The sequence below is a fragment of the Alteromonas sp. W12 genome, assembly GCF_001924945.1.
Taxonomy (GTDB): domain Bacteria; phylum Pseudomonadota; class Gammaproteobacteria; order Enterobacterales; family Alteromonadaceae; genus Alteromonas; species Alteromonas macleodii.
The window spans coordinates 261,305-286,641 of the sequence record NZ_LQXH01000008.1; the positions used below are offsets into that span (position 1 = coordinate 261,305).

18 protein-coding genes are annotated in these 25,337 nt (G+C 43.8%); 15 read left to right on the forward strand and 3 right to left on the reverse strand.

Translation table 11 applies throughout. The annotated features are described in order from the left end of the window. Positions 1-2: 2 nt before the first annotated feature. From AWH61_RS12530 to speA, 3 genes are all read left to right on the forward strand, one after another. The gene (locus tag AWH61_RS12530; RefSeq protein ID WP_014951244.1) at positions 3-1,391 is read left to right on the forward strand and encodes an NAD(P)(+) transhydrogenase (Re/Si-specific) subunit beta; all 1,389 of its coding nucleotides are present in this window, start codon (positions 3-5) and stop codon (positions 1,389-1,391) included. A gap of 186 nt (positions 1,392-1,577) precedes the next feature. Then, on the forward strand, positions 1,578-2,000 hold the full coding sequence (locus AWH61_RS12535; RefSeq protein WP_039229060.1) for a hypothetical protein: 423 nt from the start codon (positions 1,578-1,580) through the stop codon (positions 1,998-2,000). A 158-nt stretch (positions 2,001-2,158) separates the two neighbouring features. Then, on the forward strand, positions 2,159-4,069 hold the full coding sequence (gene speA, locus AWH61_RS12540; protein ID WP_014951242.1) for a biosynthetic arginine decarboxylase: 1,911 nt from the start codon (positions 2,159-2,161) through the stop codon (positions 4,067-4,069). 43 nt (positions 4,070-4,112) lie between these two features. On the opposite strand, the gene AWH61_RS12545 is transcribed toward speA, so the two are convergent. Then, positions 4,113-5,261, reverse strand: a complete 1,149-nt coding sequence (locus AWH61_RS12545) for a serine hydrolase domain-containing protein (RefSeq protein WP_075177220.1) — start codon at positions 5,259-5,261, stop codon at positions 4,113-4,115. 299 nt (positions 5,262-5,560) lie between these two features. Here AWH61_RS12545 and AWH61_RS12550 point away from each other — a divergent pair, with 299 nt between their 5' ends. From AWH61_RS12550 to AWH61_RS12560, 3 genes are read left to right on the forward strand one after another with little or no spacing between them, the layout of a single operon-like run. Next, positions 5,561-7,003, forward strand: a complete 1,443-nt coding sequence (locus tag AWH61_RS12550) for a DNA-3-methyladenine glycosylase 2 family protein (RefSeq protein ID WP_083605933.1) — start codon at positions 5,561-5,563, stop codon at positions 7,001-7,003. Positions 7,004-7,017: 14 nt separating this feature from the next. After that, positions 7,018-7,566 (forward strand): methylated-DNA--[protein]-cysteine S-methyltransferase, encoded by a 549-nt coding sequence (locus AWH61_RS12555; protein WP_075177221.1) that lies wholly within the window; start codon positions 7,018-7,020, stop codon positions 7,564-7,566. Between the two features lie 33 nt (positions 7,567-7,599). Further along, on the forward strand, positions 7,600-8,484 hold the full coding sequence (locus tag AWH61_RS12560) for a DMT family transporter (RefSeq protein ID WP_075177222.1): 885 nt from the start codon (positions 7,600-7,602) through the stop codon (positions 8,482-8,484). Between the two features lie 17 nt (positions 8,485-8,501). Here the strand turns inward: AWH61_RS12560 and AWH61_RS12565 are convergent, their stop codons facing one another. Further along, a complete protein-coding gene (locus AWH61_RS12565) occupies positions 8,502-9,923 on the reverse strand; it encodes a sensor domain-containing diguanylate cyclase (RefSeq protein ID WP_014977725.1) in 1,422 nt (473 codons plus the stop codon). Between the two features lie 238 nt (positions 9,924-10,161). Between AWH61_RS12565 and glmU the strand changes: the two genes are divergently transcribed. The 6 genes from glmU to AWH61_RS12595 all read left to right on the forward strand — a co-directional run bounded on the left by glmU (position 10,162) and on the right by AWH61_RS12595 (position 19,811). Then, complete coding sequence (gene glmU / locus AWH61_RS12570) at positions 10,162-11,520, forward strand: bifunctional UDP-N-acetylglucosamine diphosphorylase/glucosamine-1-phosphate N-acetyltransferase GlmU (RefSeq protein ID WP_075177223.1); 1,359 nt, start codon at positions 10,162-10,164, stop codon at positions 11,518-11,520. A gap of 289 nt (positions 11,521-11,809) precedes the next feature. Then, the gene (locus AWH61_RS12575; RefSeq protein ID WP_075177224.1) at positions 11,810-12,850 is read left to right on the forward strand and encodes a Gfo/Idh/MocA family oxidoreductase; all 1,041 of its coding nucleotides are present in this window, start codon (positions 11,810-11,812) and stop codon (positions 12,848-12,850) included. A gap of 197 nt (positions 12,851-13,047) precedes the next feature. After that, positions 13,048-13,860, forward strand: a complete 813-nt coding sequence (locus AWH61_RS12580; protein WP_075177225.1) for a DeoR/GlpR family DNA-binding transcription regulator — start codon at positions 13,048-13,050, stop codon at positions 13,858-13,860. A gap of 2 nt (positions 13,861-13,862) precedes the next feature. Next, the gene (glmS, locus tag AWH61_RS12585) at positions 13,863-15,695 is read left to right on the forward strand and encodes a glutamine--fructose-6-phosphate transaminase (isomerizing) (RefSeq protein ID WP_075177226.1); all 1,833 of its coding nucleotides are present in this window, start codon (positions 13,863-13,865) and stop codon (positions 15,693-15,695) included. A 60-nt stretch (positions 15,696-15,755) separates the two neighbouring features. Then, positions 15,756-15,962 (forward strand): helix-turn-helix domain-containing protein, encoded by a 207-nt coding sequence (locus AWH61_RS12590; protein WP_283932786.1) that lies wholly within the window; start codon positions 15,756-15,758, stop codon positions 15,960-15,962. Between the two features lie 72 nt (positions 15,963-16,034). Next, positions 16,035-19,811: a YobI family P-loop NTPase gene (locus AWH61_RS12595; RefSeq protein WP_075177228.1), complete on the forward strand. Its 3,777-nt coding sequence runs from the start codon at positions 16,035-16,037 to the stop codon at positions 19,809-19,811. Between the two features lie 270 nt (positions 19,812-20,081). Here the strand turns inward: AWH61_RS12595 and AWH61_RS12600 are convergent, their stop codons facing one another. After that, on the reverse strand, positions 20,082-20,471 hold the full coding sequence (locus tag AWH61_RS12600) for a hypothetical protein (RefSeq protein ID WP_041693610.1): 390 nt from the start codon (positions 20,469-20,471) through the stop codon (positions 20,082-20,084). 742 nt (positions 20,472-21,213) lie between these two features. On the opposite strand from AWH61_RS12600, the gene AWH61_RS12605 reads away from it, so the two are divergent. From AWH61_RS12605 to AWH61_RS12615, 3 genes are all read left to right on the forward strand, one after another. Further along, positions 21,214-22,200 (forward strand): LLM class flavin-dependent oxidoreductase, encoded by a 987-nt coding sequence (locus tag AWH61_RS12605; RefSeq protein WP_075177229.1) that lies wholly within the window; start codon positions 21,214-21,216, stop codon positions 22,198-22,200. Positions 22,201-22,324: 124 nt separating this feature from the next. Next, positions 22,325-23,347 (forward strand): ABC transporter substrate-binding protein, encoded by a 1,023-nt coding sequence (locus AWH61_RS12610; protein WP_075177230.1) that lies wholly within the window; start codon positions 22,325-22,327, stop codon positions 23,345-23,347. Between the two features lie 19 nt (positions 23,348-23,366). Continuing rightward, positions 23,367-25,292: an ATP-binding protein gene (locus AWH61_RS12615; RefSeq protein ID WP_075177231.1), complete on the forward strand. Its 1,926-nt coding sequence runs from the start codon at positions 23,367-23,369 to the stop codon at positions 25,290-25,292. Positions 25,293-25,337 lie beyond the last annotated feature (45 nt).

Here is a 25,337-nt window from a genome sequence, read left to right on the forward strand (position 1 = left end):
AAGTGAGTGATATCGTAACCGTAATAAACCTTGCGTACGTAGTAGCTGCGGCACTATTTATACTAGGACTTAAGTTACTTAGCCATCCAGATACCGCGAAAAAAGGTAACTTTATTTCTGCCATTGGTATGCTGGTTGCTGTCGTCGTCACCCTGCTTGACCAGCAGATCATTAGCTATCATTACATCCTGCTAGGTTTTGTTATTGGTGGCGCCTTTGGTGCGTGGAAAGCCAAGACCGTTGAAATGACGGCAATGCCAGAAATGGTGTCGTTATTTAATGGCTTTGGTGGCGCAGCGTCATTGCTTCTGGGTTGGGCAACATTAGCCGGAATGAGCCTAATTACTCTTAAAACTGAAAGTGCGTTTACTTTTATTACCCTGTTTTTCACAATTTTAGTTGGGGGCATTACGTTCTCTGGCTCGGTGGTAGCCTGGGGTAAGTTGTCAGGAAAAATGAGCTCTAAAGCCGTTATTTTCACAGGGCTTCGCGAGCTAAGCATCTTGCATCTAATTGGCATGGTGGTGATTGGTTATTTCTTTACTACCGACCCAAGCAACCCACTTTGGATATACTGTGCTATTGCGTTGTCACTAAGTTTCGGCTTGTGGGCTACCATTTCAATTGGTGGTGCAGATATGCCGGTGGTTATTGCGCTGTTAAATAGTTACTCAGGTGTAGCAGCGTCGGCGGCAGGTCTTGCTACAGGCAACACAATATTGATTGTTACCGGCTTATTAGTAGGCGCGTCAGGCTTAATTCTTACCAATATTATGTGTAAGGCCATGAACCGTTCATTGATGAATGTGTTGTTGTCTGGCTTTGCCAAGCCAGTCGAGGCCGGCGAAAAAATAGAAGGCGAGATTAAAGTACTGTCGGCGCAAGATGCATTTTATGTATTAGAAGCAGCGCAAGCAGTACTGGTGGTGCCTGGTTATGGTATGGCGGTTGCGCAAGCGCAGCATGCGGTACGTGAACTTCAGTCGTTGCTAGAGGAAAATGGCTGTACGGTTGATTACGCCATTCACGCTGTAGCGGGGCGTATGCCGGGCCACATGAACGTGTTATTGGCAGAAGCTGACGTGCCTTATGACCAACTATACGAGATGGATGACGTTAACCCTCGTATGGAAAACTATGACGTGGTTATTGTTATCGGTGCAAACGATGTTGTTAACCCAGCAGCCAAAGAGATGAAAGGCAGCCCTATTTACGGAATGCCAGTTATCGAAGCACATCGTGCGAAAACGGTCTTTGTACTTAAGCGTTCTGCGAATGCCGGTTTTGCCGGTGTAGACAACCCACTGTTTTTCAAAGACAACACGCGCATGGTTCTGGGTGACGCTAAAGACACTATTAACAGCATTATTCGCGAGTTCGGAGACGACTAATACAGCGTATCTCTTTGAGACATCTTCTATAAAGGCCTGTTTAAAACACAGGCCTTTTTATTGGGTATTAAACTTAATTATAAAGTACTCAACTATAGTTGTAGTTGATGCTTATCAGCTCTAGTATGTGAATGCTATAGATGTTGAGTTAGCTATTCATATAGTCGCATAGAGATGTACGAGTAAATGTCTACGACCCCTTTTCATATTGAGCCGTTTAGAAATTGTATTTTGGTCACGCTTCGCGGTAAGTGGGATATGTCCACGAACATTCAGTACCTTGCTAAGCTTTCTGATTGCTTGAAAACCCGTAAAGGCCGACCCTTTCACTTATTTGTAGACATGCGTAGTTGGCAAATCCCCAATTCTGATACCTTCAATCAAATAAAAGCACCCATCAAATTAGATAGGCGAAGTCAGCTCAGCGAGACATGGCTAGAAGATGAAGCAACTGATGCTGATCACATTGCAGAAAAGTTTTTTAGCGCGCCATCAATTAAACTGGGATTTGAACTTGAACGTACTCAAAGCATCTCAGAGTTTATAACCCATTGTGAAGAAAAAGCAGATAACGTTGTTATAGATTATGTTCGAACTTGGATAGGCTAAAAAAGCCCGCGTTCGATAAACAAAATTCGTCGCGACAATAGATATTTTATATCGCAACAACTATCGCGTTCAGTCTTACGTTGACTATAATACGCTGCTTATTTTCGCACTTTCTATGCTAGGTATTGGCCTAGCCCACTTACAAATAGGTGAATAAATTGTCAGATTGGAGCATCGAAGAAGCGGAGCGCGTCTATGGCGTGTCTCAATGGGGTGGCGGCTATTTTCAAATTGGTGAAAACGGCAACGTCCATATTACCCCTGTTCCTGAAGATCCTAGCATTCGAATCGACTTTAATTCGGTAATTGAAGATATCCGCAAAGAAGGCGTACAGTTTCCTGTTGTAGTGCGCTTCCACGATATTCTGCGCTCGCAAGTTGCAGGCTTGAACAAAGCATTTAGAAGCTCCATCGAAGAAGCCGAATACCAAGGCCAGTACCAAGGTGTGTATCCGGTAAAAGTAAACCAAATGCGCGAAGTCGTTGAGGAAATTGTCGATGCGGGCAAGCCATTTAACTATGGCTTAGAAGCGGGGTCAAAAGCCGAGCTTCTGACTGTGCTTGCCATGAATACTAACGAAGAGTCTCTGACTATCCTAAATGGTTATAAAGACGACGAAGTTATGCGTCTTGCGCTGTTAGGAAGAAAGCTGGGTCGCCGCGTTGTGGTAGTAGTTGAAAAATACACCGAGCTTCTTCTTCTGGTAAAAATAGCCAAAGAGCTGGATATCGATCCTATCATTGGTGTGCGCTCAAAAATGACGGTGAAAGGTCGTGGTAAGTGGGAAAGCTCTGGTGGTGAACGTGCGAAATTCGGTTTAACCATTACTGAGATCATTAACGCAGCCCGCTACCTTGAAGAGCAAGGCATGGCGCACTGCTTAAAGCTGCTGCATTTCCATATTGGTAGCCAATTAACAGACATTCGTGCGGTTAAAGAAGCGGTAACCGAAGGCGCGCGTATTTACGCAGACCTTCACAAAATGGGCTTCGAGCTAGATTATGTTGATGTAGGTGGTGGCCTTGGTATCGATTACGACGGCAGTAATTCAACTAATGAATCGTCGCGTAACTACAGCATGCAAGAGTATGTTGCTGACGTTGTCTATGGCATGAAGGAAATGTGCGACCTTGAAGGCGTACCGCATCCGCATCTGGTTAGTGAAAGTGGACGTGCAATCACTGCGCATCACAGCTGTGTTATCACGGAAATTGTGGGCGAAATTAAGTCGAATGCGTCGCAAATGGATACATCAGCAAAAGCGGGTGAACACTTCTTCCTTAAGAATATGCGCGAACTTGCAGACACGTTTGATGAACAAACGAACATGCATGAAATTTACAACGATGCGTCGCAGTATAAAGAGCAAGCGCTAGATGCATTTAAATTACGCGTGTTGTCACTTGAAGAGCTGGGCAAAATCGAAACGCTGTACTGGCAAATTATGGGTCGCTTACAGCAGTGGTATCGCAACGAAGAATATGTTCCAGAAGAGCTTCAAGAGCTAGATTACAGTTTGTCGTCTCAGTACCTTTGTAACTTCTCTGTATTCCAGTCGGCTGCTGATACATGGGCCATCGACCAGCTGCTGCCGGTAGTGCCTCTTATTCGTATGAATGAAGAGCCAACGGTCAATTGCTCGCTAGTGGATATTACCTGTGATAGCGACGGTAAAATTGATCAGTTCACTATTGGCCGTGAAATTACTGACGTACTGCCAATGCACCCACTTAAGAAAGATGAGCCGTACTACATTGGTTTGTTCTTAACGGGCGCTTATCAAGACGTTATGGGCGACATGCACAACTTGTTTGGTCGCTTAAATGAAGTGCATATTTACAGCTATGACGACGATCCTGAAGACTTTTACATTGAAGAAGTGGTGAAGGGGTCATCGGTAGAAGATGTACTTAACGTTATGCAGTATAACCCGCGCGCAATGGCATCAGACGTAAAACGCATGATAGACAAGCAAGTGTGGGACGGAAAATTGAACCCTCGTGAAGGGGTTCGCTGGACTGATTTTTACGAAAACTGTTTGGCAGGTTATACCTATCTAAAACAGTAGCGTTTAATATCTGAATGAAAGTACCTAAAAGCCGATGCCGATATTACTTATCTGCGTCGGCTTTTTTCAAGTAACGCTTCCAAAACTCGGCTGTCGTTGAATTAATCATATTCGACTCTGCGTTCATCAGCATCACATAGCCAACTTTGTGTTCAGGCAAAAACGCCACGTCAGCGCGATAGCCTTTTACCCAACCCCCATGATAGTTAAGCTGTAATCCATTTAAGTCGTAAATACGCCAACCCAAACCATAGTGAGCATCGTCAATCATGCCGCGCCAACCTCTGCGGTAGGTTTCACGCTTCGTTTTCACGCGCTCTGTAGTGACATAGTCCACCATTTCATCGGATATGACCGTGGGGAACTCGCCTAGCAGCGCTTGCAGATAAATCGTCATATCTGAAATGCTAGCGTTAACGCCAGCAGCTGGAGAGAACCGGTAGTAGTTGCTTTCTACCTTTCCTTCGCGCCATTTATTTCTGGCGATAGCAATATGAGGTTGAGCCCATGATTCTGATGCAAGCAATCCGCCTTTTCCAACACTGGCTGTTTTCATACCTAGTGGTGCAAACAGGTTGGCCTGAAGCTGTCGTGAGTAAGAGGTATTATTGTTGCTGAAGTAGTATTCCAGCGCACCAAAGAGTGCATTTTGATAGGTATAGCATTCACCCGGCGCACACAGTGGTTCAAGCTCGCCCAGGGATTTAAGCACGCGCTCCAGCGAGTAGTCAGCTTCAATAAGGTTGTCGTAAGCGTTGGGCATAAAGCCACTAGATTGGCCAACGATATGTTGCAGTTGCAGCGCATTCATTCCTTTGCCTTTAAAAGGAATGTCGGGTAATAAGGTGGTTATCGGCGTTTCCCAGCTAAGCTGGTTTTTTTCTACAAGTTTAGCTGACAACAACGCAGTAAAGGTTTTTGAAACAGAAGCTAGCCTGAATACTGTGTTCTCTGTAACTTTCTCTCCGCCGCGTTTGCGGGTACTTCCATATACGTAAACCCTTGGCGCTTTGCCCTGTTCATAAAACACAAACGCATAACCAGGCACGTTGTATTTTGAGGCTTCCTTTTGAACGTAACTAGCATAGTCATCAAGCCAATCCGCAAAAGCGCTTTGTGTAATGACTATTAGCATCGCTATCAGCCAAATTTTAGACAGGCGCAGCTTGAAGGTGCGCAAAGAGTTCAGCATACAGTCAGCTCGTTAAGCCCGTGGTTTTCTGATACATCCATCAGGCGCTCATTATTATTATCGCATTATTATGCGTTTAGCTGCTCCAATGATCAAATGTCGCTAATTATGCTCACTATCTCTTCAATGATTTGATTTATTCTAGCGGTAAGCGAACCGTTGTAAGAATATGCAAGAAAGGAAGAAAAGTTCGACTAGCAAGATTTGTAATTATTGAGTTCTGATTTTGTCGCACCAACAGGGCAAATGCACGATACACTAGATAAAGGTGATAAACGACAGGTGGGAAGCGCATTCTAATGCCAGACAATCTTTTTGTCTCAGACATGGGGGCTTCAGAAAATTCGACAACTGCTGAGTCAGTGCTTTCAAAAGCAAGACTTAGCAGAGATCCGCGCTTTGACGGACGATTTTTTGTGGCGGTAAAAACAACCGGTATTTTCTGTAGGCCAAGCTGTCCAGCGCGACTTCCTAAAGAAGAGAATGTGACTTACTTTCAACACGCCACACAGGCAATGGCACATGGTTATCGTCCATGTTTTCGCTGCAGACCAGACAGTGCACCTCGTTCAGCGGCGTGGAAAGGCGTGGGCGCAACGATTAACCGAGCGTTGTCGCTGCTATCTGTTATTCCCATTGAGCGGGTTGCGGATATTGCTATGCGGTTGGGTATTAGTGAGCGTTACCTTAATAAGTTGGTCGTCAATGCTGTGGGCATACCGCCTAAGCAGTTTCAAAATATGCAGCGCACTTTGTTTGCAAAGCAGCTTATTCAACAAACTCATTTATCTATGACAGATATCGCAATTACGGCAGGCTATCAATCACTGAGACAACTGCAGCGTGCCATAGAGCAATATTGCGCTACGTCTCCTACCCAGCTTAGAAAAAAAGAGCCGGTTCAACAAAAGGCTATCTCTTTATTTCTTTCTTATCGGCCGCCGTACAATTGGCCCTATGTACGAGATTTCTTGGCAACTCGCGCTATTGAAGGCATGGAACGAGTAACGGACGAGAGCTATGAGCGATACTTTTCATGCAATGAAAGTGTAGGCTTTTTTAAAGCCATTCACGACGAGGCGCGCCACGGATTCAAACTTCTCATCGACATGCCTGATTTAGGTCGTCTTCATACGATAATTGAGAACATAAAGCAGGTACTAGATCTTCACGCTGACCCGCTTTTAATTGAACAAAGCCTATTGCAGTCTGGGTTACCGCCGAGCAAGTTAACGCCTGGGCTACGCCTTCCCAGTGCATGGAGCGTATTTGAAAGCGGCTGCCGGGCTATTGTAGGCCAGCAAGTTAGTGTAAAAGCGGCTATTGGCCAGGTGACTTTACTGGTACATCAGCTGGGCGAAACGGTATCTGATGCGCTCCCGTCAAACGGTCTTGAATCTATAACGAGTGAACGCTACAGCTTTCCCTCGCCTGAAAGTGTGGCCGAAAACAGTCTTGAATTCTTACGTATGCCACAGGCGAGAAAAGAGGCAGTACGTCATTTTGCTCGTTTATTCATAAACGGTAACATGCCAAGCCATGAAGACATACTCGCCATTAAAGGCGTGGGCCCGTGGACGCTCGACTATTTAAAAATGCGGGGGGAGAGAAATCCTGACGTCTATCTTGGCGGTGATTTGATCGTTCGTAAAATGGCGCAGCAGTACCCCATAGCGCCCGAAAAAGCGGCACCTTGGCGCAGCTATTTAACCCTTCAATTGTGGCATTTAAGCAATCAGTAAAGAGAGTCGTAAGTATGAAATATACAGATTTCGTGAACAGCATACAGGGGCTTGTTAAAGTTGAAGCCACTGATGAAGGCATAACGGCTATCGAGTTCGTGAGTGCCGCTGAATCAGGTAATACGGCCAACGCGAAGCAGGGTGGCATAGGCAGAAAAACTGCAGCGCAAGAAAGCGCGCTAAGCAAGGACCTTCATTCGCAAAAAAACGCCATCACCGAAGCAGCGTGCAGTCAATTACAGGCATACTTTGACGGTACGTTACGCGAGTTTGACCTACCGCTTTGCCCTAAAGGTACGGCGTTTCAGAATCAGGTGTGGGATGCTTTGCAGCACGTTAAATACGGCGAAACCGCTAGCTATTTAGATATCGCAAAAGCCATTGGCAAGCCAAAAGCTGTCCGCGCCGTGGGTATGGCAAATGGTCGTAACCCTATTGCTATTGTTGTACCTTGCCATCGTATAATCGGAAGTAATAAAACCCTAACGGGCTACGCAGGTGGTTTACCGCGTAAGCAGTATTTACTTAATTTAGAAGGAGCCCAAGGGGTGCTGGGGCTATAAAAGAATGGGTGATAAGAAAATGGTGATAAAAGAATGGCAATAAGAGACATTATCTCGCTGCTGGTGTTAGCCGGTATCTGGGGCGGTTCATTTATATTCATGCGTGTTGCCGCACCAGAATTTGGCATTTATGTATTAGTAGCCATTCGTACCGTGCTTGCTACAGCGGTATTGCTACCATTGCTGTTAATACGAGGGTCGGTAAAAGACATAAAGCGCCACTGGTTGGCCATTGCGCTAGTGGGCATGGCTAACACGGCGGTTCCTTTCGTCCTGTTTAATTACAGCAGCCTGCATTTAGAGGCAGGAGTGAATGCCATTTTAAATGCCACGGCTCCCATGTTTGGCGCCATTGTCGCTTGGCTGTGGTTAGGTGACAAACTAACAAAGTCAGCAGTAGCGGGGCTTTTTGTAGGCTTTGTAGGTGTAACCGTTATTAGTCAGCAAAAGCTCGGCGAGGGCGATATTAGTTTTCTTCCTATTTTGACTGCATTATTGGCCACCACTGGCTACGGCATAGCCGCGTGTATGATGAAGAAATGGTTGCAGGGGGTTAAACCTCTGGTTGTCGCTACAGGTAGTCAGGCTATGGCCAGCGTGATGCTAGCACCATTCGCGCTTGCGACCTTGCCAGAAACAATGCCAAGCGTTAATGCATGGGTAAATGCGGTAGCGCTGGCTGTCGGTGGCACGGGCATAGCGTATATCTTGTATTTCAAACTCATAGCTGACATCGGCCCAGCCAAAGCCATTACTGTAGCTTACCTGGTACCACTATTTGGCATTATTTGGGGTGTACTATTCTTGCAAGAGCACTTATCAATTCAAACCATTGTGGGTGGTTTAATGATTTTATTCGGTGTGGCGTTAACCACAGACGTTCTCAAAAGAAAACGCCTTAAGGTTAAACCTGCTTAAATTGAATCAAACCTGGGCTAGTCTATTAGCTGCATTCTTACTAAGTTGCTGCCGTCGCGCTTGGCTTGATAAAGCGCGTCTTCCGCGTGCGCGGTTACTTCGTGCATAGCGCGCGGTGACGCGGTGTAAGATATACCAATAGACGCTGTAATAAGCAGTTCTGGTAACTCTTGTAGCGGCGGCAAGGTAGCGATGCCGTGACGAAGATTTTGTGCCATATCAAAAGCCACATGCGGGCCGGTATGTGGCAATAGAATAATGAATTCTGCACTGCTCCAGCGTCCCAATACATCCTGCTCGCGCAAGTGCTCAGCCAAGTAGGCCACAACTTTATCTAATAAGTCGTCGCCTGCGTTTCTGCCGTGAGCGTCGACAATGTCAGAAAACTCATCAATGCTAATCAGCATCACGCTTAATGACTTATGTTCAGCCAGCAACGTTTTGTAGATAAGCTGTAAATTCTCTTTTTCTGGAAGACGGTTGGTATGGCGAACAACCAGATCTGGCTGCATGTCTTTTCTGAAGTAATACAACAGATTGTAGATAAGCAAAAACAGTGAGAATACAACAACCAGTAGTGTTACAACGCTGAATATAAATGCTTGTGAAATTTCAGCCTGGCGTTCTTCAAGTGGACTGAGTAAAAACACCGTCCAACCAAATTGATTAAGTTTTACTTCGGCAATAAGGTAATCATTCTGGTCGATAGTCACTAATTTATTGTTGAGTGCCTGCTCGTTCTGGATAGTAAGGGGAAGGCTGGCATACCAAGGCAATTCTGACAAATTAGTAAAATCAGAGTAAGACGCAATAAGATTAGGATCAGAAGACAGCATAATGTCACCCTCACCATCTACAAACAAAAAGTCGTAGCCGTACTCTTGCTTATAGGTATCGAAAACCTCGATAAAACTGCGCAGACTCTTTCCAACACCAAAGAATCCCAAGAAGCGGCCATCTTCATCGTGGATCTTTATATCAATATAGAAATGGGTGTCTTCCCATTTACCGATATCTGCCACGGCATCGGTAGGGTAGTCCTTGTACTTGAAATACCAGCTTACTTCCCCTTCAATCAGGTTAATTATGCTGCCATCAGAATTATATTGTTTTCTGTCTGCCTCGCTGGCAATAAAGAAAGACAACCCAAACTCGTTTTCAAGACGATCCAATGTTTTGAAAACAGCCTCTTGGTCAATCGTTTCTCCATCCATCAAGTCTACTAACTCGGTGGAATGCCCTAAAGCTTCTGAAATATGGAGTGGTTTTAAAAGTTGCTCCACAATAAGTGAGATTGCGGGCGAAAGTGACTGTTGTTGCGCGCGACTCTGCTCGGCAACAATCTTGGAAATACTAAAATGTACCAGTGTAACGATAGCGATAACCACTACCGCGAATAACACTAAAATGCTTCTATGCAGTGTTCTAAATGTGTTCACAGACTGCGCATGCTCCCTTGCCTGACTGAACTTTACCTATAATGGTAAGTATACCTGTTGCAATATTGAACTACTAGGTGACTATCATTAACTTTAGACTAAATAACAATGAAGGAAAACACCTAGTTTTCGCACTCCTGCAAATAGCTTTTTATCACGAATGAACCGCTGACATATGCTATTCCCTTGGTTACACTATGCTCCGATTTTCATTCTCTTTGCGAAATAAAGGAATTATATGGCTTTCTCAGTGGTTGTTTTAGCGGCGGGTAAAGGTACTCGTATGAAATCGTCGTTACCCAAGGTGTTACACAAAGTAGGTGGTGTGCCTATGGTGCAGCGAATTATCAACACAGTAAAATCACTGGGTGCTGACAATATTCATTTGGTCTACGGTCATGGCGGCGACCAACTAAAGGCAACGGTTGTTGAAGACAATCTAAACTGGTGCTTACAGGCCGAACAGTTAGGTACAGGCCACGCTGTTCAGCAAGCGGCACCCCATATTAAAGACAATGAAGACGTGCTTGTTCTGGTTGGCGACGCGCCACTTATTCGCGAAGAGACACTAAGTGCGTTAAAAGCTGCAAAGGAAAGCTGTGATTTAGCACTGCTCACTGTAAATCTAGACGACCCCACAGGCATGGGCCGTATTATTCGTGAGAATGACAACATTACCGCGATAGTCGAGCACAAAGACGCCACTGATACTCAGCGTGAAATTAAAGAAATTAACACCGGTATGATGATGATGTCTGGTGCTGATCTTAAGCGCTGGTTGGGCGAGTTAAGCAATGATAACGCACAAGGTGAGTATTACCTTACCGACGTTATTGCCATGGCAGCGGCCGAAGGCAAACGAATTCAGTCAGCACAGCCACAGTCTGCGGTAGAAGTGGAAGGCGTTAATAATCGTTTGCAGTTAGCTAACCTGGAGCGCGCGCTTCAGCGTCGCCAAGCCGAGGAGCTAATGACCAATGGCGTGACCTTACTGGATCCTGCTCGTTTTGACTTACGCGGCCAGCTTGAAACCGGTAACGACGTAATTATCGACGTTAACGTTATTGTTGAAGGTAAGGTGACACTTGGTAGCAACGTCAACATTGGTGCAAACTGTATTCTGCGCAACTGTACTATTGCCGATAACGCTGTAATTGAAGCTAATTCTATTGTTGAAGAAGCCAGTGTAGGTGAAGCCTGTACGGTCGGGCCTTTCGCTCGACTACGCCCTGGTGCAGTAATGCAGAAAAATGCCAAAGTGGGTAACTTCGTGGAAATGAAGAAGGCTATTTTAGGCGAGGGCGCCAAAGCGAATCACTTAACCTACCTAGGCGATGCAGAAGTGGGTGCCAAAGCGAACATTGGCGCAGGCACTATTACCTGTAACTACGACGGTGTGAACAAGTCCAAAACTGTCATCGGCGACAATGCCTTTATCGGCTCAAACTCGTCGCTTGTCGCGCCTGTAAACATTGGCAAAGGGGCTACTGTAGGTGCTGGTTCCGTGATCACGTCAACCGTAGACGAAGACGCGCTAGCCGTTGCCCGCGGTAAGCAGCGCAATATTCCAAATTGGCCGCGCCCGACAAAAAAATAAAGACGTATCCTTATTAAAGTTCGCTAACGGGTTACATGGTGAGATAGGGCTGGCAAACACAAATAGTGATTAGCTAGCCCAGTTTCTTCTTCAGTCCCATCAAACTATCGCCCAGTCAGAAAGATGACAAAATCAGAGGGCTTAAATTAACGTCTACTGTGTCGCTGTAAACGCAACTCATTCAGCTATCTGTCTTCTAAATAATGAACTATCTAAGGTTTCCCCTATCTATCATTACTGATAGTGTGTGTTTACTTACCTCTTAATTCTCGTTACACAAGGATATGCGATGATATCTACACTTCTGGTTGGCTTTGGATTTTCCGCCACAACCTTTCATTTGCCATTTCTAAATTATCTACCGCAGTTCTCTGTCGATGTGGTTATCTCTTCAAAACCTGATGTGGTTAACGCAGTTTTACCCCATGCTGAAGTGTATGGCTCGTTGGAAGAAGCGCTTAAAATTCACGATGTAGATTTGGTGGTTATTACAACCCCAAATCACCTTCATGGGCCACAGGCGAAACTGGCATTAGAGCACAGCTGTCACGTATTGGTAGAAAAGCCATTTACATTAGATAGTGAAGAAGCAGAAGCTTTAGTAGAGCTTGCACATTCTCAAAATAAACAGCTTTGTGTTTATCACAACAGACGTTTTGATGGCGATTTTCTTACGATTAAGCAGCTAATTAACGATGAAAAACTTGGCGACATTAAACGTTTGGAAAGCCGCTTCGATCGATTTCGCCCAGTACCACGAGACAGGTGGCGTGAAAATGCAGGGCCAGGAAGCGGTATCTTCTGGGATTTAGGTCCCCACTTAATCGACCAAGCGCTACAGCTTTTCGGCGAGCCGGAAGAAGTGTCGGCAAGCATACAGGCCTTGCGTGAAAATGGGCAGTCAGATGACACGTTCGATGTAACACTTCACTATGTTGATAAAGTTGTAAAGCTAGGTAGTTCAGCTTTTCAGGCAGGAGCAACATTGCGCTACGACTTGCAAGGCACAAAAGGCAGCTTTCGAAAGTTCTATTTAGATCCGCAAGAAGATCAATTGCGTGCAGAGCTATCCTTTGATGATGAACACTGGGCGATTACAAAAGACAACGAGCATGGCGTGCTAGCTGTGGTCAATGAAAGCGGCCAGCTAGTTGAAGAGACGGTGACAACATTGAAGGGTGAATATCTCACGTTTTTCAATCGGCTTGCTCACGCTATTGAAGACGGTAAATTCTCGCCGGCTGACGCGAGTACGGTCGTACCTGTTATCAAAGTCATTGAGCTAGCCATAAAAGCGAGTGCTCAAAAGAAATCGCTGACGTTTAATTAAACAATTACCTTGATCGTCGTTTCAATTTAACTTACGATGCTTTCACTTTAAAACTAATGACTTTCGTTTTGAAAGTTATGATTGAATGTTGAAGATGTGTTTGCGGACTGTTTTGCTGACTTTTCATGGCATGTTCTCAATTGGAACAATGCGTACATAAAGGTTTAGCGAGAGGGCGGTAAGAGCATGAGGTTATATTGAAAAGTAGTAAATCGGTTGAACAGCGCCGCCAGCAGATAGTGGCGTGGGTGAAAGAGCATGGTCAATCACAAGTTGAAGATTTGGCCGTGCGTTTTGCTACGTCTGAAGTCACCATTAGAAAAGATCTCGCAGCCCTTTCGCAGCAAGGTTTACTGATTCGACAGTTTGGTGGCGCAGTGCCTGTACCATCATCTACCAACTCAAATGCTGGGCCATCTCAGTTTATTACCAATGACCCTTTCACCAATTCAACTACTAGCCCAGCAATTAACGCTATAGGCCAACTTGCAGCGAGCTTGGTCAAACCGGGCAATAAGCTCGTTATAGACTGCGGGTCTACCACCGCATCCATCTTACCCCATTTATCACATATCGATGATTTAGTGGTAATGACCAACACGTTATCAACCGCCAATTACCTTACCCAAAGTGAAAAAGAGCCGACGGTGTTAATGGTAGGGGGCACATGGGATGCCCAATCTCAGTCGTTTCAAGGCGCTATGGCTGAACAATTGGTTAGTGCCTATAGTTTTGACATTGCGTTTATAGGTGCGGCGGGCATTGATGTGAATAGAGGCACCACCACTTTTAACGAGCTTATTGGTGTAACCCGCGCCATGGCTGTGGCGGCCAGTAAGGTAGTGATAGTAGCCAGCTCAAAGAAATTAACGCATAAAATGCCTAACCTAGAGCTAAGCTGGAAAAACATTTCTGTTTTGATCACTGATGAAGGCATTAGTGAACAAGACAAACTTAATATTGAAAATCAGGGCGTGACAGTACTTATTGCAGCGCCGAGTGGAGAATAATTATGTGTGGAATAGTTGGCGCTGTAGCTGAGCGTAACGTGGTTGAAATCCTATTAGAAGGTTTAAAAAGACTGGAGTATCGCGGCTATGATTCAGCTGGAGTGGCGCTATTGCAAGGCGACGGCACGCTTACGCGTATTCGCCGTACAGGCAAAGTACAAGAGCTTGCTGATGCGGTGGCAGAAGGTGAAGCTTTGGGTACAACTGGAATTGCTCATACCCGCTGGGCAACGCACGGTGGTGTGACTGAAGCGAATGCGCACCCACACTTTTCAACTGAACGTGTAGCTGTTGTTCACAACGGTATTATTGAAAACTATGTTAACTTAAAAGCACAGTTAAAAGAGCAGGGCTATACCTTTACCAGCGACACCGACACAGAAACCATTGCCCACACCGTACACGAAGAGCTTAAGTCAGGTAAGACTTTACTAGACGCTGTACAAAGTGCCGTTAAAACCTTCCACGGTGCGTATGGCACCGTCATCATGGATAAAGAAGATCCTAGTCGCGTAGTGGTTGCACGTTCGGGCAGCCCGCTTGTAATTGGTTTAGGCCTTGGCGAGAACTTCATTGCGTCAGATCAAATGGCATTATTGCCAGTGACACGCCGCTTTATCTTTTTAGAAGAAGGCGATGTGGCAGAGATTACTCGTCGCGACGTTAAAATCTTCGATAAAGACGGCAATGCCGTTGAACGCGAAGTGATTGAGTCGAATATCGAGCACGACGCGGGTGACAAAGCGGGTTACCGCCACTACATGCTGAAGGAAATTCACGAGCAGCCAACCGTTGTGCGTAATGCGCTTAAAGATCGTATTGACGAAAACGGTCTTACCGCTGATATATTTGGTAAAGGTGCTGACGAGATATTCAAAAAAGTACAGCATGTACAAATTATTGCCTGTGGTACCAGCTACCATGCGGGTATGACGGCGCGCTATTGGCTAGAACAATATGCAAATGTGTCGTGCAACGTAGAAATTGCATCAGAATTCCGTTACCGCAAGTCAGTGGTTCACCCAAACAGCCTGCTTATTACCATCTCTCAATCAGGTGAGACAGCCGATACGTTAGCTGCCCTTCGCTTAGCAAAAGAGCTGGGCTACATGTCTAGTTTGACTATCTGTAACGTTCAGGGTTCGTCATTAGTACGCGAGTCAGACCTTGCATTTATGACCCGTGCTGGCGCGGAAATTGGCGTTGCGTCTACCAAAGCTTTCACTACTCAGCTCACTGCGTTCTTAATGCTTACCCTAGCGCTGGGCAAAGAAAACGGCATGACAGAGGCTGACAGCAAAGCTATTGTCTCTGCGCTTCATAGTCTACCTGCAAAGCTTGAAGAGACCTTAGCGATAACTGGTGGCATTGAAGATTTAGCTGAAGAATTTGCAGATAAGAACCACAGCTTGTTCCTAGGTCGTGGCGATCAATACCCTATTGCCATGGAAGGAGCGCTAAAGCTTAAAGAGATTTCTTATATTCATGCGGAAGCGTATGCGTCTGGTGAATTGAAACACGGCCCACTTGCGCTTATTGATGACGAAATGCCCGTTATTGTGGTTGCACCGAACAACGAACTCCTCGAGAAGCTAAAGTCGAACGTTGAAGAAGTACGTGCCCGTGGCGGCATCATGTACGTATTTGCGGATAAGGATGCGGCGTTTGAAGGTGATGAAACCATGCGCGTTATCAACGTACCGCACTGCGACGAACCAATCGCACCTATCATTTATACCTTGCCACTACAGCTATTGAGCTACTACGTAGCGCTAATTAAGGGCACCGACGTTGACCAGCCGCGTAACTTGGCGAAGTCGGTTACGGTGGAATAAGAAGCGCTGTTTGAGTAGTAATCAACGCTAATGTGACAAGTGATTTTGCCACATTAGCTGATTGCTTGGCTTAAAAAGGCGCGTCTTGACCTTGGCTTAACAGTAAGGCAGCTTGGCGAGTTGCTAGACGAACCGTTTCAGTTCGTAAGTAAAGTAGAGAAAGGACAAAGAAATTTGTCTGTGCATGAGTATGTGCAGTATTGTGAGGCTTTGGGGGAAAACTCCCAGACTGGATTAGACTTATTATGTGGCAATAAGCAGCGATAAGTTAATGAGTTTTATGGACACACCGTCAAAGTAAAGAATTTGAAGTACGGCTAATAATCATGGAGTTGATACATGTTCAAGGAAAAGTCCAAGCGTGCCCGTATTTGTTTAAAAAAGCGCTACATGTTTATTATGCGTAAATTAAAGACAAGGTGGCAGATATTCAAAGCTTTCAAGCAGCTTACATTAACTCCCAATCAGGACTTCCCCGATCTTGCTCCTAATGAAAATGCAGAACTAGTCCGAGACTATATCGAGAGATTGGACAACCTTATTTTTTCGCGAGCTGAAAAAGTAAAAGAAATTGCAGTTACTGCGCCATTTTCGGGAGGGAAAAGTTCATTTTTACGCACTTACATGAAGCAACGCCCATCACTTCTTATTGAGGTAATCTCTCTTGCAGCTTTTAAAGACGAGAATCAAAATACTATAGCGAGTGAAGCTAACGACCAAGAAACGGAATCAAATAGGAGTGAGATAAATACTACAAGCCGCGAAAATAAGATCGAGAAGAGCATATTGCAGCAATTGCTTTATAGAACAAGTTCTAATAAGGCTACATACTCCAGATTTAGAAGAATCTTCCCTAGACCCGCTAGAGGCGTGAGGAGCACTCTTTTTTCATGTTGGCTACTAACTGTAGTCGCCTTTCTGTACATTCTTCTACGAGGACAGATAAATTTAAATGATGTTATTCAGACACTTCTGAAATATGACGCGTTTTCTTGGAAGCGGTATCTGACTTTAGAGTTCATCTGTATTGTTTCCACAATATCATTACCAATTTTGGTCATCAAAGATGTAATTCAGTTTTCACGTTCTTACTCATTAACAAAACTAAATCCCCTGAAAGGGGAGTTTGCATTTTCAGAGAAGTCTAATGATTCAGTTTTCAATAAGTACTTAGAGGAAATTATTTATTATTTTGCCGTGCAGGAAACAGACATTGTAGTTTTCGAGGATTTAGACCGCTTTGGCTCAACAGAAATATTTGTAAGTCTTAAAGAGCTAAATAAATTGATAAACGATAGCGCTGACGTTAAGCAGTCAGTCAGATTCATTTACGCCCTCAAAGATGATGTTTTCAAAGGAAAAACCAGAACAAAATTCTTTGACGCAATCATCCCGATAGTCCCATATGCGAGTAGCTCAAACTCTTATCCACAATTAGAAAAGCTGCTAAAAAGGTGTGGGTTTGATAATGAGCTTAGTGAAGAGCTTATCCGTGATGTATCAGTGTTCTTAGACGATATGCGGATGATTAATAATATCGTTGCAGAGTATGGTATTTATAAAGATGTATTAGCTCGTTCCTCCGATAAAAGAGACTTAGAAAAAATCTTCGCGTTCGTCGTATATAAAAACAACTATAGCGATGATTTTGCGCTTCTCAATGAAGGTTCTGGAAAGCTGGCGGATTTTTTCAATTCCATACAAGAATTTAAAGATAGTGCTAGAAAGAAAATAGCAGAAGAAATTAAGCAGTTAGAAGGCCAAATTAAGGAAATTGAAAACGAAAAGATAGAGAGCGAAGAAGAGCTTATTTCCTTGTGTTTTAAAAATGTCTTTGATCAATATTACAACAAACAACTGAAGCGTGTCAGTCAGATTATACAAAATTTAGATATATCTGATTTATTTAGATATGAGACGTTTATGAAACACTATGAAAATGACAAAAAATATAGTTTCCCACCTTCTCAGACGAACAATTTTAATCAGAACATATCATTTAAAGACTATATCTTATCCATATTCCCTGATTTCGAAAAAAGGCTAGGGTTAATAAGAGATAAGACGTCTGGCAGACGACAGACTCTTGAAACTAAAATTACTGAACGTAAGAGAGAGGATTCAAAGATTTACCAAGATAGTATCTTTGAGCTTTGCGAAGTTCACGGTAGAGATTTTATTTTCGAGGCTTTTGAGCTTGACGAAGACATCAAAAAAGAGAAGTTCAACTTATTAATTCATATGATAGAGAAGGGGTATGTCGACCAGCACTATGATTTGTACATATACCATCACAGGGATGGGATACTTACCTCAGAGGATATGGCCTACTTAAGGGTTGTAAAGCGCGATGAAAAGGTACTGGCGGATTATCTACCTACGAATATCTCAGAGTTCATAAAGTACTTCGACAATCACGACTACTCTCAGAAAGCATTTTTTAACACAGAAATAATCAATTACCTGTTATTGAAACCTAATGGAGAGAATATAGTTAGACTTCACTTTAACTCAGCTTATGAAGATGAGTCAGAGTTGCTTTCGCTCTTCATAAATTATCGCGACAAGTTTCAAAACCCGCAACGCATTGCGTGGATAATATTTACAGAAGTAGAAAGTTTTATCACAAAAGCCTTTAGCTCGAACACCATCGATGCACATATCTCTGTATTTATTAATGATCTAGTCATGTACTCATGCAAATCCGACCTTCAATTCACCGAAGAAAAATCACTGTTATCTAAATACATATCAGCGAATCAGTCTTTCATAACTTACGTTTCGCAATATGAGCAGCCACACGTCTACTTAAGGAAGCTCAAGGAATTAGATGTTCACTTTGAAAACCTAGATAACAGCAAGCACCTTAAAAATGAGATGAAGCGTATTCTCAAAGATAAATTGTTTCAGCTCAACTACCCTAACTTTAGTGCATTGTTGACAGTTTGTTTCGGCATAGAGCAGGATAACGACGGCGCTTTGATACTCGATGATCTGTTCAATATAGAGAATGAAACGGTCAAACGTATACTAGAAAATGAAGACGAGTTTCTTGCTAGCTGTGTCATTAATAGGCAACTCATAGTCAATACAGAGAAGGTTTTGTCAAAGTTACTAAACAGCGATGTAATTGACTTAGAGATGAAAAAGTTATTGATTAAAACAATTGCTGTAGACATATCAGATCTAGAAAACATCAAGTATTCAGGCAATTTAGAAACTGATTACTTCGAAGATATCGTCCAAAGCCTCATAGCAGAGCAAAAACTAGCATTTAACTGTAAGAATCAAATTGACCTTCTAGGCACGAAAATTGAAGTTGATGAAAGTTATCTGGCAGGCTATTTTGAGAAAGCAATCGATAGCAAAAGTCTTTGTAAAGATCTTGACCTCAGTAACATCCAACGTTTAGTAAGCATTCTTTTTAACAATGAAGCTGTAAGCTTCGCAGAAAAAGTTATTGATCTTTTTAAACTTGAATTTGATGATTTCCTTATTAACCTAGCTCCTGTTGAGACATTATCAAAGTACATAAAAACCGATCGTGTTGATATGAGTGTTTCAAATTATCGGTTGCTTTACTCGCACGATGATCACTTAGCTTATATGTTACTAAATAAACATTATGAAACAGCAGATTTTAGCTCTGAAGGAATTAATTTTACTGAGGATGACTTCTACGAAGTAATGAGTGGAGACTTTTCGGCAGATTTCAAAAAATTCTTGTTAGAAAACTATGGCCACCTTCTATCTGAGAAAGAAGACAATGAAGAAATAGCAGAGTGGGTCTTAAAGTTTACTAAAGATGGTAACGAAAAGATAAAAATTGGCTATGAGATTCTAAAGTTGCTAATTCAATCGATTAGCTCAAAAGAGGTAGAAGTGAGAATCGAACTGTTTCTCCAGCAGCTTGAAGGTTTAGACTCGGAAGAGGTAATAGCGCTATTACCGTATATTAATGAAGATATCTACCGTTCTATTGTCGATAACAAAAGACCTGTAGTGAATCAAACCCCAATAATGAAAAGAATGCTAGACCTTTTGCAGGGACATAACCTTATTTCGTCTTATACGAAAGTCTTCGGAGGGTTTAGAGTTAATCCCAAGAAAAAGTAGTCATTCAAAATTAACTAACTAAAACGAGTGGGTAAGGTGTAGCAGCTCATATCTGCCCCTACAGTTTTTATGAACAGTTTTAGGCCTCATCTGACACGCAGTTATGAGGCGTAAAGCGAACATTAGACATAATTTTTGCGTAAATCCGCTTCAGACAAGCAAAAGACATTCATTACCTTGCTCATGGGCGGAGTGAGCGGAAGCAATATATGCTAAACCATATATTGCTGGAGCGTAATTTTGTCCCTTGTAGTTAATTGTTAGGGGCTTTTATAAGCTCTCAGATATAATTTTGCTTTCATTCTCCAACAGTGAGAATTCTAACGAACTGTCAATGATTTCGTTAATCTGACGATATAAGTTACCAGCTTGACGTAAAGAAATATCCTCGAGGCCACTATTCTCAAGCAACATAAGAAACAAATTCAGTGGTTTTCCGCTATCTTCTTCTATTTTTGGCTCTAACTTTCTAACGTTACCTAACAAAGTGTTTCCGTAGATTCTTGAACCATCAGGCGCGAACAGCTGCATTTCAAGACCCCGAGCTTCTACGTCAGTTGATAATAGTGCTCTTGCCTCATCCAGAAAGTCTCTTACATTCCACGAATCTTTGAACACCTCGATATTCTTCGAGTTAATGCCCTTTCTTTTTACAGTCAAATCAGACCTGACTCTTCTTTCCGTTTTTTTTCGGTACAATCTAATTTCCGTGCCATTAGGTAACTTATGAAATCTTACTAACTTAGTTGAAAAGTCAGCCAAAGAACTGGATTTGAGTTTTCGGGCCATTATTATTCTCCGTATTGGGGTTACATAATTACAATATACCCACCCCGGTATATTGTAAAGTGGGTGGGGTTTATTTTTATCTGGGCAGCTTTCTACTGCGAATTCATAGTGACGCTCGTTACTACTGAAAAATCACACTTTGTGCTTTTATTAGAAAGAACATGAAATGTCTGATTCATGTACGCAGGTGCCGCTGACAATGTGAGTTTCCAACGGCAACTATTGGCACATATGCGACTGTCAGATTTGATTGAGTTATTTTATTCGAATATGGAGCTCGAGCTGAGACTAACTCAAGTAGCGATATGGCAAACCAAATATAATATACATTTGTGAACCTAAATTAATGCTCGTCTACAATTCGTGCTCACAAACAAAGCCTACGACTGACAAAAGCGCAGGCTTTTTAATTTTTCAATAGGCGAGTATTGGCTGCAAATTAAGCGGCTTTCCTGCAAGTTCATGCCTCACTTTTATTTCACTTCTCTTTCCACCACTCTCACTTCATCGATAAACCTTCTCCATCCGTCTTACTTTGTCAGGTAAGGCAGTTGTAAAACGAGGAGTAGGTCATACCTATAAGTCATACCAAGTTTCAACATTGCGAGGCAACATGGCGATACCTTATTCACTGCTAGATTTAGCGCCGATATCAGAAGGGTTTGGCGTAAAAGACGCGCTGAATAATTCAAAGCTAATGGCTATGGAGGCAGAGCGCAGTGGCTATGAACGTGTGTGGTTAGCCGAGCATCACGGCATGCATGGTGTTGCCAGTTCTGCCACCTCAGTAGTGTTAACGCACATTGCTAACGCCACCGCTACCATTAAAGTTGGTGCGGGCGGTATTATGCTGCCTAACCATGCACCTTTGGTCATTGCTGAACAGTTTGGCACCTTGGCTGAATTATTTCCCAATCGCATAGAGCTTGGACTTGGCCGTGCACCAGGCACTGATATGGCAACCGCACGCGCGCTTCGTCGTAATTTGCAAAGCGATGTGGACAGTTACCCAGAAGATATTCAGGAACTTCAGCACTACTTGGGTACACCGCAAGACGGGCAGCCGATTGTTGCAGTTCCAGGGGCGAATACCCACGTGCCCTTGTGGTTACTTGGTTCTAGCTTGTACAGTGCACAGGTGGCGGCAAAGATGGGGCTGCCATATTCGTTCGCCTCGCATTTTGCGCCCGATGCGCTATTCGATGCGCTTCATGTGTACCGCAATATGTTCAAACCGTCGCCTCAGTTATCAGCGCCAAAAGCAATGGCTGGTGTAATGGTGGTGATTGCTGAAACCGATGAAGAGGCTGAACTCCTATTCACGTCAGTGAAGCAGCAATTTATGAACATGCGACGTGGTCTTAACAGGCCTTTCGCTAAGCCTATGCCTGACTTTGAAGAATATTGTACGGCGACTGACGAAGCAATGTTATCGAATGTATTGAGGTATGCGTTGGTAGGGTCGAAAGAAACAGTGCAAAACAAGCTAGCTCAGTTTGTTGAAGCGACGGGTGTTGATGAAATTATCGTGTCGATGCCGATTTACGATATAGAAGCGCGCCTGTTTAGTGTTAACGCATTTGCGGAAATCGCATCTTAGTTTTTAGAAAGCTATTCCCAGTATTGAATATTTGGTTATAACTTCCACTATGAATGACCTTCGAATAACTTTATGATACGTCTATATGTGCGTATTTTCAGTTAGTTGTGTTAGGTTCACAGTCATGACAAAGGTCTGGTTTTCCCTTCTTTTAGCTTTATCTTCTTTGATGTGGGGCGCTAGTGCTGCTTTTGCGAAAGAAACCCTGGACCTAATTGTTCTTGAAACACTGCCTGTTCCAATTGTCGCTGATTCGCGGGCCGAGTTCGAAAAGGAACTTGCGCGGATTATGCCCGATCACGAGATTAACGTAACATCGTATAACGCCGAAGGCTCTGAAGTTCGTGCTAAGGAGATACTTACCGAGCTTGCACAAAACCCAGCGCCTGACCTTATTGTATCGGTGGCGACCCTTGCCACCAGAGCGCTGAATGCGTCTGAAGCGTTTGTTGATGTACCTAAGCTGTTTATGGCGGTCTCAGCACCGGTTGAAGAAGGAATAGTTTCTGCTATTGGTGCGGTTAGTGACCGCAACATGACGGGCGAGTCACACGTGCTAGACGCAAAGGTGAAGCTAGATATGTTAGAGGGCGTGCTCAGAGCGTCTAAGCCCTCATCGCTTTTTACCATCGGTCTAGTCCATTCTACATACCCATCGTCAAGTAACTTGGTTAATCAACTTCTGGCACTGAATGGTGACTACGAGAACATAAATCTTGTTGCTGTTAGTACACCGTATATAGAAGGCGATGATGGACTGGTTGAAATGACTGACAGCATCATCAACAGCTTGCAGCAAAAAACAAACGAGCTGGATGGTTACTGGCTTTCATCTGGGCCGCTCGCGGAATCGAATGGCTTAGTAACAAAGGTAAAAGAAGCTACGGGACTGCTTCCTTTATTCGCAGAAAGCATTTCCTCTGTGAAAGAAGGTGCGCTTCTTGGCGTAGTATCTGAGCCAGCGAGTATTGGCAAATCAGCTGCAAGAAAAGCCAAGCTAATTCTTGAGAAAAAATCGGCGAGGGACATTCCCGTTGATAAAATGGATACGTACACTGTAGCGGTAAATGTGTCTACAGCAATCAAACTGCAGTTGCCCATTCCTTCAAATTACTTGAAGCTGTCGAAAAAACATGTGTATCAATAAGGCCTAATTAGAAGTAAGTATGCGGATTAAATCGAAACTGCTGGTTATCTACATTCCAATTTTATTAATTGGTATGGCACTTACTGGGTATTGGGCTTATTTGACGGCGTACGATTCAGTACGCGAAAGAGAATATCAGCTCCTCACTCAGACGCTTACATTAAACGTTTTAGAGATCATTGACGAAAGACGTGAACTGCTTATTGAGTCGGGCCTAGAGAATGTGCCTGTGTTTCGCGAGGCCTATCAAAAGGAAGTGTTTGAAGAGCTAAAGTCGTTGCAGCAAGCCACCGACCGCCACTTTGCGATCAGTGACAAGAGTGCCGATACCGTGGTGTTTAGTACGATGGAGCACACTGTGGTTCCTGATGTCGAAGATGCGACAATCGCAACCATTGCCAGTCGTAAGGTCGCCTTCGGTGAGTCGAATATTAACGATGCTGACGTGTTATTTGCATGTGCGGAATTTGCGCCATGGAATTGGAAAGTTACCGTATTGCAGCCTGCTGACGCACTGCAATCTTCCCTATCTACTATTGCGTGGCTAACGTCATTAGTGACGCTATTTGCTGTCGTTATTGTCAGTTTGCTTATGGGAAGAGTCACACAGGTGTTTGTTGTTTCTCCTATCGAAAAAATAAAATCAGCAGCAAGTCGTATTGCGGTTGACCATAAGAAGGTCAGTATAGACTTACAGCAAAACGACGAGTTAGGTAGTTTAGCGCGAGACGTTGAGGCAATGTCTGGTGAAATAGAGCAATACGTTGCTCAAGCTCAGCAAGCAAACCGCGCAAAAACGGATTTTCTTGCAGTAATGAGTCACGAAATTCGCACCCCACTGAACGGTATTCAGGGATTAGCAACGCTACTTCTTGATACGCAACTGTCCGACAAACAGCATCAGTATGCCAGCGATTTGAAATCATCGGCGTCTATTCTAGCGACCGTTATCAACGATGTTCTGGATCTTTCAAAAATTGAATCAGGTATGTCAGAGGTTGACGTTACAGAGTTCGATCTTGACGCAATGCTGAATGACCTTATTACGCTACTGGGTACCAATGCCAGCGCCAATAGTACGCGTTTGGTTTATAAAAGTAAGAACATGGAATCGGTGGCAGTAACCAGTGATATTACGAAGTTACGCCAGATAATCATTAACTTGGTGAGTAACGCAATTAAGTTTACTCATAAGGGCACTGTGGCTATTTCCGCCAAGCTCAAACAGCCTTCCCAGGATACCGTGAGCGAGAACCATTTGGTAATTGCGGTTAAAGATACCGGTATTGGCATTGAGCCAGACAGACTCGAGCATATTTTTGATAAGTTTACGCAGTCCGATTCATCAATTACGCGTAAATACGGTGGCACTGGGCTAGGTCTTGCTATTGCAAAGCAGCTTGCACAAATATTAGGTGGTGATATTAAGGTGGTGAGCAAAGTAGGTGAAGGTTCATGTTTCACCGTTACCGCCAAGGTGCAGAGTCGTCGCGTGGTGGAGTCGTCGGCCGATTCGGATTCCGCGCGACAAGCAGAGCGCGCTAGCTTACCAGAAGGTATTAAAGTTCTGTTGGCTGAAGATAATGCCATTAATGCTGTGGTAGCACAGGCACTCTTAGAACAGCTGAAATGTGATGTTGAGCACGTTGATAATGGACTGAAAGCCGCTGCACGAGTAGAAGAGGGCGGTATTGATGTTGTTTTCATGGATGTGCACATGCCAGTGATGGACGGCATTGAAGCGACAAAACGCATTCGAAAGCTTGATGGAGAGCTTTGCAAAATCCCGGTTATAGGGCTTACCGCCGAAGCATTCAAAGAGCGGCACGTGTCATTTAAAGAAGCAGGGATGGACGACATCGTTACCAAACCAGTCACCGTTGAGGCACTGCAAGAAAGTTTGTCGAAACTGGCGCTTAATCAAGAAGTCACTGATAATAGTTAAAGTGATGCAGCTTCAGTAATTTGAAGTTGTAAGAGCCCGTGGGTG